Annotated in this window: 15 protein-coding genes; 8 read left to right on the top strand and 7 right to left on the bottom strand. The window is 51.8% G+C overall.

The window, feature by feature from the left end; genetic code table 11:
- Positions 1-42: 42 nt before the first annotated feature.
- Together yhbH and RB297_RS25010 are read right to left on the bottom strand one after the other, a co-directional pair.
- Positions 43-1,203 carry a sporulation protein YhbH gene (yhbH, locus tag RB297_RS25015; protein WP_009595852.1) on the bottom strand — a complete coding sequence of 387 codons (1,161 nt, stop codon included), beginning with the start codon at positions 1,201-1,203 and terminating at the stop codon, positions 43-45.
- A gap of 165 nt (positions 1,204-1,368) precedes the next feature.
- On the bottom strand, positions 1,369-1,791 hold the full coding sequence (locus RB297_RS25010) for a hypothetical protein (protein WP_375121714.1): 423 nt from the start codon (positions 1,789-1,791) through the stop codon (positions 1,369-1,371).
- A gap of 209 nt (positions 1,792-2,000) precedes the next feature.
- Between RB297_RS25010 and RB297_RS25005 the strand changes: the two genes are divergently transcribed.
- Positions 2,001-2,378, top strand: coding sequence for a DUF423 domain-containing protein (locus tag RB297_RS25005; protein ID WP_009595784.1), 378 nt, complete (start codon positions 2,001-2,003; stop codon positions 2,376-2,378).
- Positions 2,379-2,459: 81 nt separating this feature from the next.
- Here RB297_RS25005 and RB297_RS25000 read toward each other — a convergent pair whose 3' ends face one another.
- The gene (locus tag RB297_RS25000; RefSeq protein ID WP_213579565.1) at positions 2,460-3,011 is read right to left on the bottom strand and encodes a hypothetical protein; all 552 of its coding nucleotides are present in this window, start codon (positions 3,009-3,011) and stop codon (positions 2,460-2,462) included.
- A 220-nt stretch (positions 3,012-3,231) separates the two neighbouring features.
- On the opposite strand from RB297_RS25000, the gene RB297_RS24995 reads away from it, so the two are divergent.
- Positions 3,232-3,534, top strand: a complete 303-nt coding sequence (locus RB297_RS24995) for a YunC family protein (protein ID WP_009595810.1) — start codon at positions 3,232-3,234, stop codon at positions 3,532-3,534.
- 188 nt (positions 3,535-3,722) lie between these two features.
- Here the strand turns inward: RB297_RS24995 and mtnA are convergent, their stop codons facing one another.
- Both mtnA and mtnK read right to left on the bottom strand, forming a co-directional pair.
- A complete protein-coding gene (gene mtnA / locus RB297_RS24990; RefSeq protein ID WP_251498124.1) occupies positions 3,723-4,802 on the bottom strand; it encodes an S-methyl-5-thioribose-1-phosphate isomerase in 1,080 nt (359 codons plus the stop codon).
- A complete protein-coding gene (gene mtnK, locus RB297_RS24985; RefSeq protein WP_213579563.1) occupies positions 4,799-6,022 on the bottom strand; it encodes an S-methyl-5-thioribose kinase in 1,224 nt (407 codons plus the stop codon). Before mtnK ends, mtnA begins: the two co-directional genes overlap by 4 nt.
- A gap of 309 nt (positions 6,023-6,331) precedes the next feature.
- Here mtnK and RB297_RS24980 point away from each other — a divergent pair, with 309 nt between their 5' ends.
- The 6 genes from RB297_RS24980 to sufB all read left to right on the top strand — a co-directional run bounded on the left by RB297_RS24980 (position 6,332) and on the right by sufB (position 12,416).
- Positions 6,332-6,808: a Dps family protein gene (locus RB297_RS24980; protein ID WP_009595811.1), complete on the top strand. Its 477-nt coding sequence runs from the start codon at positions 6,332-6,334 to the stop codon at positions 6,806-6,808.
- A 441-nt stretch (positions 6,809-7,249) separates the two neighbouring features.
- A complete protein-coding gene (gene sufC / locus RB297_RS24975; RefSeq protein WP_015737018.1) occupies positions 7,250-8,032 on the top strand; it encodes a Fe-S cluster assembly ATPase SufC in 783 nt (260 codons plus the stop codon).
- A 22-nt stretch (positions 8,033-8,054) separates the two neighbouring features.
- A complete protein-coding gene (sufD, locus tag RB297_RS24970; protein ID WP_375121713.1) occupies positions 8,055-9,359 on the top strand; it encodes a Fe-S cluster assembly protein SufD in 1,305 nt (434 codons plus the stop codon).
- Positions 9,356-10,576, top strand: a complete 1,221-nt coding sequence (locus tag RB297_RS24965; RefSeq protein WP_009595771.1) for a cysteine desulfurase — start codon at positions 9,356-9,358, stop codon at positions 10,574-10,576. The genes sufD and RB297_RS24965 overlap by 4 nt, the downstream gene beginning before the upstream one ends.
- The gene (gene sufU, locus RB297_RS24960; protein ID WP_015737015.1) at positions 10,566-10,985 is read left to right on the top strand and encodes a Fe-S cluster assembly sulfur transfer protein SufU; all 420 of its coding nucleotides are present in this window, start codon (positions 10,566-10,568) and stop codon (positions 10,983-10,985) included. The genes RB297_RS24965 and sufU overlap by 11 nt, the downstream gene beginning before the upstream one ends.
- Before the next feature lie 33 nt (positions 10,986-11,018).
- Positions 11,019-12,416, top strand: a complete 1,398-nt coding sequence (sufB, locus tag RB297_RS24955; protein WP_015737014.1) for a Fe-S cluster assembly protein SufB — start codon at positions 11,019-11,021, stop codon at positions 12,414-12,416.
- 288 nt (positions 12,417-12,704) lie between these two features.
- On the opposite strand, the gene RB297_RS24950 is transcribed toward sufB, so the two are convergent.
- Both RB297_RS24950 and moaD read right to left on the bottom strand, forming a co-directional pair.
- Complete coding sequence (locus RB297_RS24950) at positions 12,705-13,751, bottom strand: HD-GYP domain-containing protein (protein ID WP_096776336.1); 1,047 nt, start codon at positions 13,749-13,751, stop codon at positions 12,705-12,707.
- 88 nt (positions 13,752-13,839) lie between these two features.
- Positions 13,840-14,577: a molybdopterin converting factor subunit 1 gene (gene moaD / locus RB297_RS24945; RefSeq protein ID WP_096776335.1), complete on the bottom strand. Its 738-nt coding sequence runs from the start codon at positions 14,575-14,577 to the stop codon at positions 13,840-13,842.
- Positions 14,578-14,643: the final 66 nt, after the last annotated feature.

Here is a 14,643-nt window from a genome sequence, read left to right as displayed (position 1 = left end):
CATCCGATATTTATTTTTTTCTTTCACTTATCGACTTTAAAATCAGGTAGCGGCTCCTTGCCGTTTCCGAAAAAAGGTCTTGAGCGCCTCGTACACTTCCCCTTTGTCCTTTATGACATGGTACATGAATTGGTCCAGCTTGATATTTTTATACGCCGACATCAGCGTGCTGCTGCGATTGTATTGATTGACCTCGCCGTAACCGAACATGTTGCTCACCTTCAGCAGCTCCCCGATGAGTTTGACGCAGCGTTCATTATCGGATGTGAGATTATCGCCGTCCGAGAAATGGAAGGGATAGATGTTGTATTTGGAAGGAGGGTACCGGTGATGAATGATATCCAGCGCCTTCTGATACGCGGATGAACATATCGTACCCCCGCTTTCGCCGCGCGTGAAGAACTCCTCTTCGGTCACTTCCTTCGCTTCGGTATGGTGGGCGATAAACACGATTTCCACCTTCTCGTACTGCTTGCGGAGGAAACGGGTCATCCAGAAGAAAAAGCTGCGCGCGCAGTATTTCTCGAAGGAACCCATGGAACCGGAAGTGTCCATCATGGCGATGATGACCGCATTGGATTCCGGTATGACGGTGTCGTCCCAGGTTTTGTAGCGCAGGTCGTCCGGACTGATGCCGTGGATGCCGGGCTTGCCGTCCCTCGCATTGCGGCGCAGATTCTCCAGGATGGTGCGTTTCTTATCGATGTTGGACATGATGCCTTTTTTGCGGATGTCGTTGAACACGATGGACTCCGTCTCGATCTGCTCTTTATCCTTGGGCTGCAGCAGCGGGAGCTCCAGCTCCTCAAACAGCATATTCTCCAGCTCTTCCAGGCTGACCTCGGTTTCCACAATATCCTGTCCCGCCTGGTCACCGGCCGATTCTCCTTTTCCGGGCTGGGCCGCTGAAGGGTCGCGTCCAAGGACGTCCCCAACCTGACTGTCACCGTCGCCTTGACCGACATGCTTTTGCTTCTGGTAATTGTAGATGAAACGGTATTCGTCAAGGCTTCGGATCGGAACTTTAATGATCTGCTTTCCGTCGGACAAAATAATGTTTTCCTCAGTAATAAGGTCGGGCAGGTTGCGTTTGATCACTTCGCGGATTTTATGCTGGTGACGTACCTGATCCTGATAGCCTTTGCGGTGCAGCGACCAGTCTTCACGGGATACGACAAACGACAGAGCGTCTTCATTTTGCACGGACAGTCACCTCCCAAGTGTAGCCTTGACACGGTTGCCGTCTTTTCGGCTGTAGTATCTCATTATATTCGGGAGAAAGAGCGATATGTGAGTGTGAATCCGTGTTTGCCATGAAAAAGACACTTAACCTGAAATGGATCAGGCAAGTGTCCTGGTACGTAATCCTTATGCGCTTAATACGAATAGGAAAAGGGCGCCGATGGTGACGATGACTACGCCGTTCACGATGGTGGCAATGACGGCGACGGCACGCTTGCGTGTCTTAGAGAAGCAGCCGACAATGCCAAGCGCCAGGCCGACGATATTGATGATCATCACGAGAATGAAAACGGCCGCCAGCGTGGTCATCGCTTCAAGCGTTTCCTGCGTCGGCTCCAGGATCGGCCCGTTTTCCGTCATGTAAGGTTCAATCATCGTGGTGCCGAGCGCGCCGAGCAGAATATAACCAAGCAGCGTCACGATCGACAGAATGAATGATGCAATGCCGAAGCGGGAGTTCTTTCTGTCCTCGGGAGGAATGAAGGTGGTTTTTGGTCGCTTGGGCGAACCTTGCCCCTCGGATGGGGAGGAAGGTGATTGTTGATCCATGTACATAATCGCTCCTAACTTGAGATTCATTCTTAATGGGTCCATGCGGTTTCGAAATAAAAGACATCCTTATTAATCTTTCACAAAATGGCCCTGAAATCAAGTCCAAAGCGCTTGCACGCCGGTGGAAAAGCGTACGCGAATCCGTTAAACTTAACATGATTACATATGGACACGGGTGTCCGCTGACAAAAGGGGTTGAAAAAAACATGAGTCGTGCTTTCATCGCATGGGGCTCGATCCTGATGGCATTGTCCGTCGCCATTGGGGCATTCGGCGCCCATATGCTGGAGGATATCATTACGCCGGACGAGCTTGCCACCTATGAGACGGGCGTCCACTATCATATGATTCACGGACTGGCGGTCCTGATTACGGGGATTGTGGCCAAGGTGCTGGGCGAATCCCGGAAGCTGTTTTGGGCGGGGGCTTTATTCATCGCGGGAACCGTTATTTTTTCCGGCAGTCTCTACGTGTTAAGTATATCCGGCATCAAATGGCTAGGGGCGATTACGCCGATCGGCGGCGTATCCTTTATCGCAGGCTGGCTGATCCTGATGTCCTCGGCGCTGTCCCGTAAAAACTAGCACTCAAAAAAAGAACGGCTTCACCGATCCCTGATAAAGGGCGGCGATGCCGTTTTTACATACCTATAATATACTGCCGACTCAGCTCACGCTGAACTCGTCGATTTCATTGAGTTTGAAGGTATATACCTGCTTCTCATCGACATGATAGACGTTGACCAGGAAATTGCTTTCGTCATAATTGAGTATTCGGCAGGGTAGGCTTGTCTGCTTACCGTGGCGGTTGGTTGTCAGGCGAACAAGGCGATTGTCCTTACTGTATACTTTAATCCATTCAAAGGGATCATTTCCGGCGAGTGGAGTTTGGACAGGAGGTGCGCTTGCAGCGATCTTTTTTTCCGGCGAGGATATCGCAGGCGGAGCAGGTTTCACGTGCTGAGTCGTGGAAGAAGCCATCTTCCGGGAGGCATTGCTAATAACGGAATCTTTCTTGGCTTGGACCAAGGTGTTGATAATTTCTCCAAGTTCCATTCCGGACTTAATCCGGAAATCGACGACTTCGGCCTTGTCGTTCAGCATTTCCAGCAAATATTGCAAAGCCAGTGCGTTGGAGGGACTCTTGACCAGAATATCAACGTTGAATAAAAAGCCGTTATCATCGGTGACAGGAATTGTGTTCATAGCTTTTATCATTCACCAGCTTTCAAGGTTTTCTTCTGAATCAAATATACCATAATTTTCGAATTTTCATAGTCCTAATGTCACGGATATTTCATTTTTATTCTATTAAATCGAGAGACGTTCGCACCATAAACATAAGGCGCCCTTGCGCAATATCAGAGACATTCGCACCATGTCGGTTTAAAGAGAATAAACATAATTCTAAGCCGATGTGAGGGGAGGATTGTTTATATTGGTGACTTTACTGCCGATCGAGATTGAAGGACATACCGTTATGGGCGTCGAGGTCAAACTTCCGAAAACTACGCTGCTGGCTGTATACACTTCCCGCGGTTATATTATGTGCGGTGCCCTCGATGTGGGCCTTCTGAACGAACAGCTTGCAGACCGCAAGATTATTGCCGGGAGAGCCGTTGGGGTTCGCACATTGGAGCAGCTGCTGGAGGCACCGCTGGAATCGGTAACCTTGGAGGCGGAGAAGTGGGGCATTCATCCCGGCCTCGCCGGCAAGGATGCGATCCTGCGGATGATCTGAGCCCAGCAGGCTTAAGCGGTACAAGAGTGATTCCGGTGTGGATCGCTCTTTTTTTAATGAGATAAGCGATGCTTTTGTCACCTTCACAGGGAAAAAATGTGCCGAAACGCTATCAAAGAGAACAAACGGACAATCGGCGGGGGCCTTTTGTCCGTTTGTTCGTCGATGGCGTGAAATCTTGCAGCGGCTTATTCGAATAAGCTTTTCAAGCTCTCTTCGTAAGGTGCTTGCACGACGCCTTTTTCCGTTATGATCGCCGTCACGTATTCGTTCGGCGTAATGTCGAAGGCAGGGTTGTACACTTTGACGCCTTGTGGTGCGGTGCGCTTGCCGAAACCTTCCGTGATTTCTTCCGCCGGCCGCTCCTCAATCGGAATATCGGCACCCGTCTTCGTATTCAGGTCGATCGTGGACAACGGGCACGCCACATAAAAAGGAATGCCATGGGCTTTCGCCAGAACCGCGACCCCATACGTACCGATTTTGTTGGCGACATCGCCGTTTGCGGCTACGCGATCCGTACCGACGATAACCGCTTGTATCCAACCTTTGGACATGACCATGGCGGCCATGTTGTCTGCCAGCAGCGTGACGTCGATGCCGGCCTGCTGGAGTTCAAAGGCGGTTAGGCGGGCACCTTGCAGAACGGGTCTCGTCTCATCCGCGAACACCTTGATGTTCAGGCCCTGCTCATGGGCCAGATACATTGGCGCCAGGGCGGTCCCGTATTTGGCGGTCGCCAATCCCCCCGCATTGCAGTGGGTGAGCACGCCCATGCCGTCCCGGAAGAACGGCAGCGCGTTCTCGCCGATGCGGCGGCATACATCCTCGTCCTCGGCCCGGATGGCCTCGGCTTCGGCGAGCAGCGCCGCGTTCAGACCAGCCGTGTCGAGATCCGAAGCCGCCAGCTTCTCGGCTGCAAGCTTGATGCGGTCCAGCGCCCAGAACAGATTGACGGCCGTCGGTCTGGACGTTGCGAGATAAGCGCAGGTTTTTGCGACTTGCTGAAGCCAATCCTCGCGACCATCGGCTTCCACCTGCATTCCCCCGAGAACGGCGCCGAATGCTGCCGCGATGCCGATCGCCGGTGCGCCGCGGACTTTCATGGAGTGAATCCCTTCCCAGACTTCCTCTGGCGTATAGAGCTTAAGATAGACGATCTCTTCCGGGAGCAAGCGCTGATCCAGAAGGACCAGGTGGTCTCCTCCCCAGTAAACCGAGCTTAGCGGTTCATAGGTGCTGGTATTGCCGGTAGTCATACCGCTCATATCGATACCTCATTTCCTTTGGATGCTTGCGTGATCAAGGTCAGTATGTCCTCGAAGGACTTGATGCTGCGGTGATGGCGCACGAGATTTTTGCCGATGGCGAGCGCTTTGCGCTGTGCTGCTTCTCTGGCCTTATCGTCCGCTATGGTGTCGATGTCCGCAACATGGGACAATCCGACGATGCGCCGAATCATTTTGCAGCCCGCGAATCCTGCGGCGTCCTTCAAAATCTGCGACACATAATGGTCCTGATAGCCTGGCGTGCGGGACATCTCGTCCAAGAGATCATCGTTCCACAGCGAGCGGAAGTTGTTCTCGAAATGGTTCCAAACGCTGCTCGCCATCTCGAGGAGTCGGGCTTCCCGGGCGGCCAGCGTCTGCTCGTCCCCGCTCCAGCCCGGCTGTGCCGCGTAGTTGAGCAGGAGGTTTCCGATCACCGCGCCGATATCGAATCCCATCGGGCCGAAATAAGCGAATTCCGGGTCGATCACCTTGGTGGATTCCGGCGTGACGAAGATGCTGCCCGTATGCAGATCCCCGTGGAGCAGAGCTTGCGCATGGGTCAGAAACTTATGGCGCAGCAGCGCGACTTCGAAGTGAAGCGGCAGGTCGGCGCGAAGGGCTTCCGCTTCATCGGCAATGCTCTGTTCATAGTTGTTGTTGGCGGATTCGCGGTATGGATCCTCAAAGATTAAGTCCTCGGTAATTTTGCATAGATCCGGATTAACGAAACGGCCGGCAAGTTCCTTCTTCTTCTGCTGGTTCATGCCCAGATCCGACGTATAGAACAGGGTTCTGGCCAAAAACCGGCCGATATGCTCCGCGAACTTCGGATAGGCGATGCCTTCGATAAGGCCTTTGCGCATGATGGTGTATTCGCTTAAGTCTTCCATCACGGTGTAGGCGAGCTCATCCGAATAGCCGTATACTTTTGGCACGAGGTCAGGGCACAGGGAATACTCCGTCTCCAGGGCGAGACGCTCGATGCGCGCGCGGTCGAGAGACAGCGGCCAGGATTCGCCTACGACTTTTGCATAAGGAACAGCTTGCTTGATAATGATACTATCAGCCGTATTTTTGGCGGTGACATGAAACACCAGATTGAGATTGCCGTCGCCGATTTCGCGGCATTCGAGTTCGGCATGGTCCGGGAACCGGCCCGGTATACTTTTAGCTAATTGTATCGCTTCGTCCGCGTTCAGCGGATGATATGCAGACATGGATGGTCACCCCCAAATATAATAGAAGAAAAACAAAGCCAACTTTTTTGCTTGGTATTACCTAGTATAACGTTTTTTCGCGAATTTTGTATAATTTTTTGGCAAGTCTCAAGGTTAGCCGAACCTGATTCGCTTCGCAGTCCTGAGGGTAAACTACAAATAGACGCCCAAGCACAGGATGTACTCATATATTAATGAAGGAATAGCATTAGCAGATGGTTCCAGTTACAATGGGGATACACCGATCTGCCGAATGTTCCTTTGACGCAGTACAGGGTGCATTTCATATAGAAAAGGAAGGGATAAACCATGGCAAAAACTACATCTGGCAAAGCTGCAGGAAAAACGAAAAACGCAAGTCTGGAGCAATTGCTCAATCAGCAGGTTGCGAACTTCAACGTGCTCTACGTCAAACTTCACAACTATCACTGGTATGTAACCGGAGAGCAGTTCTACTCCCTTCATGTTAAATTCGAAGAGCTTTATGACGAAATCACGCTTAAAATGGATGAGGTTGCGGAACGCCTGCTTTCGATCAAAGGCAAGCCGGCTGCAACGATGAAAGAATATCTGGAGCTTGCGACCGTTCAGGAGGCCTCCGGCAACGAGGATACCCGCGGCATGGTACAGGCCTTGGTCGAGGACTTTGCTACCGTGTCCGAGGAATTGGCGGAAGGCATCGAAATGGCCGAGGAAGCCGGAGATGCGCCGACAGCGGACATGTTCACCGGGTTCAAGGCCGATCTTGAGAAGCATATGTGGATGCTGCGCTCTTACCTTGGATAAAGCGTGATTCCTATAGAATGATATCCCCATTCATTCCGTATATTCGCTGCAGCTTGAGGCAGCTTGTTAACGAGTCCCCATAGCTTATGTGTCCCCCAACACCGTCTGACGACGCGCGGCTTACGCCGTTGCCTAGATGCTGTGGCGACACGGGGAGCATCAGCATATACGGCGGATGAAAAGGGCAGAATGAAACAGGCTTGGCCGGTTAATCGGCCAAGCCTGTTTTTAATGGTTACAGTTGTCCGAATGTTGTCTCCAAAAGGCTTGTCCGGTTGAAATACGTCATTTTTTATTATAAAATGGCTTGAGAATCATTGATAATCAGTTTAGAATGATTATAAATAAAGAATCACTTTTTATTTTATGAAATCAGGGCGTACAATCCTGTTATCATATGGGACAACAAATACACTACCTATTCAACGGAGGGAATCTAATATGTCAACCAAGTTTGTCATTGAAGGATTGAAAGCAACGATCGAAGGCAAGGAGATCCTGAAGGGGATCAACCTTGAGATGAAGGGCGGAGAAGTTCATGCCATCATGGGACCAAACGGAACGGGTAAAAGTACGTTGGCTTCCGCGTTGATGGGTCATCCTAAATATGAAGTAACCGAAGGTAAAGTATTCCTCGACGATGAAGACGTGCTGGAGATGGAAGTAGATGAGCGCGCACGCGCAGGTCTGTTCCTGGCCATGCAATATCCGAGCGAAATCGCCGGCGTAACGAACTCCGATTTTCTGCGCAGCTCCATCAATGCACGCCGCGGCGAAGGCAACGAGATTTCCCTGATCAAGTTCATTCGTCAAATGGAAGGCAAAATGAAAGAGCTCGAGATGAATCCCGAGTTTGCTCACCGTTACCTGAACGAAGGCTTCTCCGGCGGTGAGAAGAAGCGTAATGAAATTCTGCAAATGATGATGCTGGATCCGAAAATCGTCGTGCTTGACGAAATCGACTCCGGTCTGGATATCGATGCTTTGAGAATCGTGGCGAACGGCGTAAATGCCATGAAGTCCGAAGAGCGCGGTTTCTTGATCATTACCCACTACCAACGTTTGCTTAACTATATCACGCCAGATTACGTTCACGTTATGATGCAAGGGCGCATCGTGAAATCCGGCGGCCCTGAGCTGGCTGAGCGTCTGGAAGCGGAAGGTTACGACTGGATCAAGGAAGAGCTGGGCATTACCGATGAAACTGTAGGTCAAGACGCGTAAATAGACGGGAGGAGGAAACGATATGACTACACAAACCATTCTTCCGGTCAACGCTGAGGCTCTGAAGGCATTGTCCGAAAGTAAACAGGAGCCGGCTTGGCTTACAGACAGCCGTCTGGCAGCCCTGGAACTGGCCGGCCAGTTGGAACTGCCCAAGCTGGAGAAACAACGCATCGAGCGTTGGAACATCCACAGCTACGGTGAATATAAAGAGAGCAATAAACTCGCGTCCCTTGACGAATTGCCTGAGCATGTGGCCAAACTTGTCGAAGGCTCGAGAGAAGGCGGTTTGGTTATTCAACGCAATTCCGGAACCGTATATGCAAGCCTGGCACCGGAACTCGCAGCCAAAGGCGTGATTTTCACCGATTTGGAAACAGCGGTTAAAGAACACGCGGATTTGGTTAAACCTTATCTGCACCAAGCGCTTAAGAGCGATGAGCACGCCATGGCCGCTCTGCATGCTGCCGTATGGAACGGCGGAGTATTCCTCTACGTTCCCAAGAATGTGGAGGTCGATGTTCCGCTGCAAGCGGTCATGCTGACCGACGATGCTGAAGCCACGTTTGCTCCGCATGTGCTGGTCGTAGCCGAAGCGAACAGTCAGATTACTTATGTAGACAACTACGTATCGGATTCCCTGACTGCGGCGGTAACCCATAACGGCGTGGTGGAAGTGTTTGCTAAGAACGGAGCGAAGGTGCGTTACGCATCCGTTCACCAATTGGCCGGAGAAGCAACGGATGTCACGTTCCGCCGCGCGGTGCTTGACAACGACGCTTCGATCGAGTGGATCGTCGGCGAGATGAACGATGGCGATACAGCCAGTGACACCATGAGCATTCTGAAGGGCAACGGCTCGACATCCGATGCTAAAATCATTGCGGTAGGTTCCGGATCCCAGAAGATCAACTACACCACGCAAGCGAAGCATTTCGGCAAGAGCTCCGCATCCCAGATGATCACCCGTGCGGTCATGCGCGAAGAAGCACAAGCCATCATCAACGGCATTACCAAGATCGAGAAGGGAGCAACGAAGGCGGACGGACAGCAGACCGAACGCGTTCTGATGCTCAGCCCGAAAGCCCGCGGCGACGCGAACCCGATTCTGTTGATCGACGAGGACGACGTAACGGCCGGTCACGCAGCGTCCGTAGGACAAGTGAACCGGGAGCAAATTTACTACCTGATGTCCCGCGGCATCTCCCGTTCCGTTGCAGAATCCCTGATTATTTACGGCTTCTTGGCTCCGGTTGTCAGCGAAATTCCGCTCGAGGGACTTCGCGACCAGCTGCAGGGGCTCGTTGAAAGGAAGCTGGGACAATGATCGCCTCCGTCCGTGAGCAATTTCCCATTCTTCACCAGGAGATCAACGGACATCCGCTGGTATATCTCGACAATGCCGCGACATCGCAAAAGCCGCAGGTGGTCATAGATGCCGTCAAGCGGTACTACGAATGGGAGAACTCCAATGTGCACCGCGGAGTTCATACGCTCGGGAGCCGTGCTACCGATGCTTATGAAGGAGCCAGGGAGAAGGTTGCCCGTTTCATAAATGCCGAGAGTTCGGAGCAGATTATATTCACCCGCGGAACGACGACGGCCCTGAATCTGGTGGCTTCATCCTACGCACGCTCCGTTTGCGGTCCTGGGGATGAAATCGTCCTGACGGAAATGGAGCATCACAGCAATCTCATTCCGTGGCAGCAGGCGGCCATCGCCGTCGGCGCTACGCTGAAATATATTCCTTTGCAGCCTGACGGCACGATCCGTGTCGAAGATGTAGAGGAACTGGTGACCGAACGGACCAAAGTCGTAGCCATCGCATACGTGTCCAACGTCATGGGCGTCGTGCATCCCGTTAAACAAATCGCGGAAATCGCGCATCGGCACGGTGCCGTTATCGTGGTGGACGGGGCGCAAAGCACGCCGCACATGAAAGTGGACGTTCAGGACCTGGACTGCGATTTCTACGCTTTGTCCGGACACAAGATGTGTGCTCCAACAGGTATCGGCGCATTATACGGCAAGAAGGCGCTGCTGGAATCAATGGAGCCGATCGAATTCGGCGGAGAGATGATCAATGACGTCGGGTTGTACGAATCGAACTGGAAGGAGCTCCCTTGGAAGTTTGAGGGCGGCACGCCCATCATTGCAGGAGCTGTCGGACTTGGCGCCGCGATCGATTTCCTGGAGGAAATCGGAATGGACGCCATCGAACGGCATGAGGCTCAGCTTGCGAACTACGCCATGGACCGGATCTCCGAGATCGAAGGCATCTCCATTTACGGTCCCCGTAAGCGTAAAGTGGGCCTTATCACATTCAATCTTGGAGACGTTCATCCGCATGACGTGGCAACCGTTCTGGATGCCCAGGGGATTGCGATTCGTGCAGGACATCATTGCTGTCAACCGCTTATGCGTTGGTTAAAAGTATCTTCCACGGCACGCGCGAGCTTTTATCTGTATAATACAGAAGAGGACGTTGATCGATTAGTTAGCGCCTTAATCCAGACAAAGGAGTATTTTGGCGATGCAACTTGACGATTTGTACAGACGTGTCATCATGGATCATTATAAGAACCCCCGCAATCGCGGCAAGTTTGAAGAAGATGCGGTAACCATCGATTTGAACAATCCGACTTGCGGAGATCGCATTTCCTTGCAGCTTAAGGTAGAGAACGGCGTGGTCGCCGATGCCAAATATACGGGGGAAGGCTGCTCCATCAGCATGTCTTCCGCTTCGATGATGACGGACGCCGTAAAAGGAAGAACGCTGGACGAAGCCATCAGTTTGGCGGACCGCTTTTCTTCCCTTATGAAAGGCGATGAAGTGGATTTTGACGAGTACGAGGATATTGAAGCCCTATCCGGTGTTAACAAGTTTCCTGCACGCATTAAATGCGCAACACTTGCGTGGAACGCACTCCGAAAAGGAATTGACGCGAAGTAAGCGAATGAACAGATCGATAGGGAGGTAAGTTAAATGGCTAAAAAAGCGCCAGAAATGGAAGAGTATAAATATGGTTTCCGTGACGAGCACAAGGCTATTTTCCAAACCGGTAAAGGTTTGACGCGTGAAGTCGTTACGGAAATATCCAAAATCAAGAACGAGCCGGAATGGATGCTGGAATTCCGTTTGAAGGCTCTGGAGCAGTTCGAGAAAATGCCGATGCCTCGTTGGGGCGGCGATCTCGACGAGCTGGATTTCAACGATATCCAGTATTATGTAAGACCTTCCGAGAAGCAAGGCAAGACGTGGGAGGAAGTACCGGCCGAGATCAAGGAAACCTTCGATAAGTTGGGTATTCCCGAAGCGGAGCAGAAGTTCCTGGCGGGCGTATCCGCGCAGTACGAATCCGAAGTGGTCTACCATAATATGCAAAAGGATCTAGAGGATCAAGGCGTTATCTTCATGGATACCGACACGGCTCTTAGAGAGCATCCGGAGATTCTGAAAGAGTACTTTGCAACGGTCGTACCTCCGACGGATAACAAATTCGCGGCTTTGAACAGTGCGGTATGGTCCGGCGGAAGCTTCATCTATGTGCCGAAAGGCGTACAGTGCGAAATTCCGCTGCAAGCCTACTTCCGGATCAACTCCGAGAACATGGGTCAGTTCGAACGCACGCTGATCATTGCCGACGAGGACAGCTTCGTGCATTACGTTGAAGGCTGTACGGCTCCGATCTACAGCACGAACTCGCTTCACAGTGCCGTGGTTGAGATCATCTGCAAAAAGAACGCGCGTGTTCGCTACACGACGATTCAGAACTGGGCACCGAACATCTACAACCTCGTAACGAAGCGCGCGGTTGCGGAAGAGAACGCAACGATGGAATGGGTGGATGGTAACATCGGCTCCAAGCTGACGATGAAATACCCTGCTGTCGTCCTGAAAGGACGCGGTGCCAAAGGGATGGTGCTTTCCATCGCGGTTGCGGGCAAAGGCCAGCATCAGGACGCTGGGGCGAAAATGCTCCACCTGGCGCCGGATACGACGTCCACGATCGTATCGAAATCGATCAGTAAGCATGGCGGTAAAGTAACATACCGCGGTCTCGCATCGTTCGGCCGCAATGCGGAAGGCGCGAAAGCGAACATTAAGTGCGATACGCTCATTCTCGATAATGAGTCGACGTCCGATACGATTCCTTACAACGAAATCAAGAACGACAACATTACGCTGGAGCATGAGGCGACCGTCTCCAAGGTATCCGAGGATCAGTTGTTCTACCTCATGAGCCGCGGACTTACGGAAGACGAAGCTACGCAGATGATCGTTATGGGCTTCATCGAGCCGTTTACCAAAGAACTTCCGATGGAGTATGCCGTTGAAATGAACCGCCTGATCAAGTTCGAAATGGAAGGTTCCATCGGCTAAGTAGTTCATATGAAGACAGGAGCGAATCACTCAGGGATGGGTGATTCGCTCTTTTTTTGTGCTTGAACGTTTATGGGAATGGCACCGAGACGCGGACGAAGAGATTTATAGATTGCACAGGCCGGTTGGATACGTCTTCGATTTTGCCAAAATCCGATAAGATTTGATGTGAAAAACGTCACAAGGCAGACGCTAAAAACGCCAGCCTCAAGGCTGACGGCAATACTGGTTATTCGAGCAGGGAAGCAAGCGATTTAGCAGCTTCCGGATTATCTTTAGGAACACAGGTCACAACAGAATCTCTTGAATCTCGGTATGATATTCCTTGGAGAGGTCGATGAAACGATCATCGGTCTTTACAAGCGGACGGAAGTAATCCGAAGGATGGTTCATGACGATGATGCCGGATTCGCCCGTCGTCAGCAGAACCTTTTTGCCGATGAAATTCGGCAGCATCTGCTGAATGAAAGCGTGCGTCGGCTTGCCGTTCAGCTTCCCGAAACTGAGACTGTACAGCTCGCGCAGAACGGTTAGCAGCTGCTGCTTGGACTGATAGACACGGTTCGTTGTCATGGCGCTGTAGACATCGGCTACCGCGCAAATATGAGAGTACGGATGAATCTGGTCTGCATGGAGCGCTCGCGGATAGCCCGAACGGTCATCCCGTTCATGGTGCTGAAGCGCGACCATGGCGGTCACCTTGTCATCCATGGATTCGGCGATCATCTCGTAACCATAGATGGTGTGCAGCTTCACTTCCTCGAATTCCTCGGGGGTCAGCTTGCCGGGCTTGTCCAGGATATCCCTTGAAATCTTACTTTTGCCGATATCATGGAGATAGCCTGCCTTGCCGATTTCATAGGCTTCCTTGCCGGAGTAACCCATCCAATCCGCGATGTAGTAGGATAGCATCCCTACTTGAATGGAATGCCTGTAGGTATAATCGTCTGTTCCATTAAACAGCAGAAGCAGGGATACCACATCCGTATGCTCGTTCAGTGAGCCGACCAGTGGCTGGAAAACATCGTCTACAAGGGATTCATTGAACTTTCCGGATTGGGATGCTTCCGTAAATAAGGCGGAGCATCCGTCAAACGCTAGGTTAAAGTGAGGTTTAACCTTGTTGAACGAGTCCGAAATTTCAGATAACGGATCGAGGGATACGGACAGCGCGCGCGGCTGTATTTCTATGTAATCGATGCCGTGCTGCAATAGCTTGGATATATCCTCTGAACGTAGCAAAGCTCCTTTTTGCAGAACATGAACGCCGTTAGTGTTGTAAGCATCCTGCTGTATTTGATCACCGGGTTTCAGGTCCGTGACATGTACTCTCAAATCATTGCACCTCTTGCCCTTATATAAGTAAAAAGATCAAAACTATCTTAGCAAGAAAATTATGGTTTTACAATGATATAATCGCGACTTATTGCCTAGCCATTGGGTCCCAGGGTCCGGTCTGCGCCCCTTTCCACTCGGATCCATCGTCCCATATCTCCTTCTTCCAGATCGGAACGGATCGCTTCAACTGCTCGATGGCATATCGGCTTGCTTCGTAACATGTTTCCCGATGCGGTGAAGATACGGCGATAACGACGCTGGTTTCCCCGATTCCGACCGTACCGATACGGTGGGAAATCGCGCATTTCGTGCCGGGCCATCGGCCGTGGATGTCCATGCAGATTTGCTGCATTTCTTTCAGGGCCATCGGAATGTAAGCTTCATACTCCAGCGTTACCGTTCGCATCTGACCGGTTATCTCCCGCGTCGTGCCTACAAAGGAAAGCGTTGCGCCATGGTTATCATCATGCACTTTGGCGATGGTTTCTTCCACGGACAGCCGGTGGCAGGTGATGGTGCACGTTCCGTCTGACGAGGAACTGGAGCCTGTGTCCTGCAGGTTGGTTCCGTCCCCGCCGGACACAGGCGGAATCAGAGCCACCTCGTCCCCGCTCTGAATAAGCTGATCCGGCAGCGCATATTCTTGATTGACCGCAACGAAGGCCGTGGCAATCTGGGACTGGGCATCAGGATAAGCCTCGCTAAGAAGCAGCTTCAAATCCCCGGTCGTAAGGGGGAGGGCGGGTACGCTGAATGCAAGTGAAGCCGTGCCGATGCGATCGGCTAATCCGGCGAATAGCAGTATGGAAATGGTTGTCGACATTTTGATCACCTCGTAATTCTTATGGGCTACAATATACCATATTCTTCGCTAAAATGTTATGCTTGT

The organism is Paenibacillus sp. CR_12 (assembly GCF_041953985.1).
Lineage (GTDB): Bacteria > Bacillota > Bacilli > Paenibacillales > Paenibacillaceae > Paenibacillus_AQ > Paenibacillus_AQ lautus_A.
This window is presented reverse-complemented; position numbering and strand designations above follow the sequence as displayed.

Coding starts and splice junctions, on each gene's coding strand:
- RB297_RS25010 (WP_375121714.1), bottom strand. CDS start 1,791: ATGGATCAACAATCACCTTCCTCCCCATCCGAGGGGCAAGGTTCGCCC.
- RB297_RS25005 (WP_009595784.1), top strand. CDS start 2,001: ATGAGTCGTGCTTTCATCGCATGGGGCTCGATCCTGATGGCATTGTCC.
- RB297_RS25000 (WP_213579565.1), bottom strand. CDS start 3,011: ATGATAAAAGCTATGAACACAATTCCTGTCACCGATGATAACGGCTTT.
- mtnA (WP_251498124.1), bottom strand. CDS start 4,802: ATGAGCGGTATGACTACCGGCAATACCAGCACCTATGAACCGCTAAGC.
- mtnK (WP_213579563.1), bottom strand. CDS start 6,022: ATGTCTGCATATCATCCGCTGAACGCGGACGAAGCGATACAATTAGCT.
- RB297_RS24980 (WP_009595811.1), top strand. CDS start 6,332: ATGGCAAAAACTACATCTGGCAAAGCTGCAGGAAAAACGAAAAACGCA.
- sufC (WP_015737018.1), top strand. CDS start 7,250: ATGTCAACCAAGTTTGTCATTGAAGGATTGAAAGCAACGATCGAAGGC.
- sufD (WP_375121713.1), top strand. CDS start 8,055: ATGACTACACAAACCATTCTTCCGGTCAACGCTGAGGCTCTGAAGGCA.
- RB297_RS24965 (WP_009595771.1), top strand. CDS start 9,356: ATGATCGCCTCCGTCCGTGAGCAATTTCCCATTCTTCACCAGGAGATC.
- sufU (WP_015737015.1), top strand. CDS start 10,566: ATGCAACTTGACGATTTGTACAGACGTGTCATCATGGATCATTATAAG.
- sufB (WP_015737014.1), top strand. CDS start 11,019: ATGGCTAAAAAAGCGCCAGAAATGGAAGAGTATAAATATGGTTTCCGT.
- moaD (WP_096776335.1), bottom strand. CDS start 14,577: ATGTCGACAACCATTTCCATACTGCTATTCGCCGGATTAGCCGATCGC.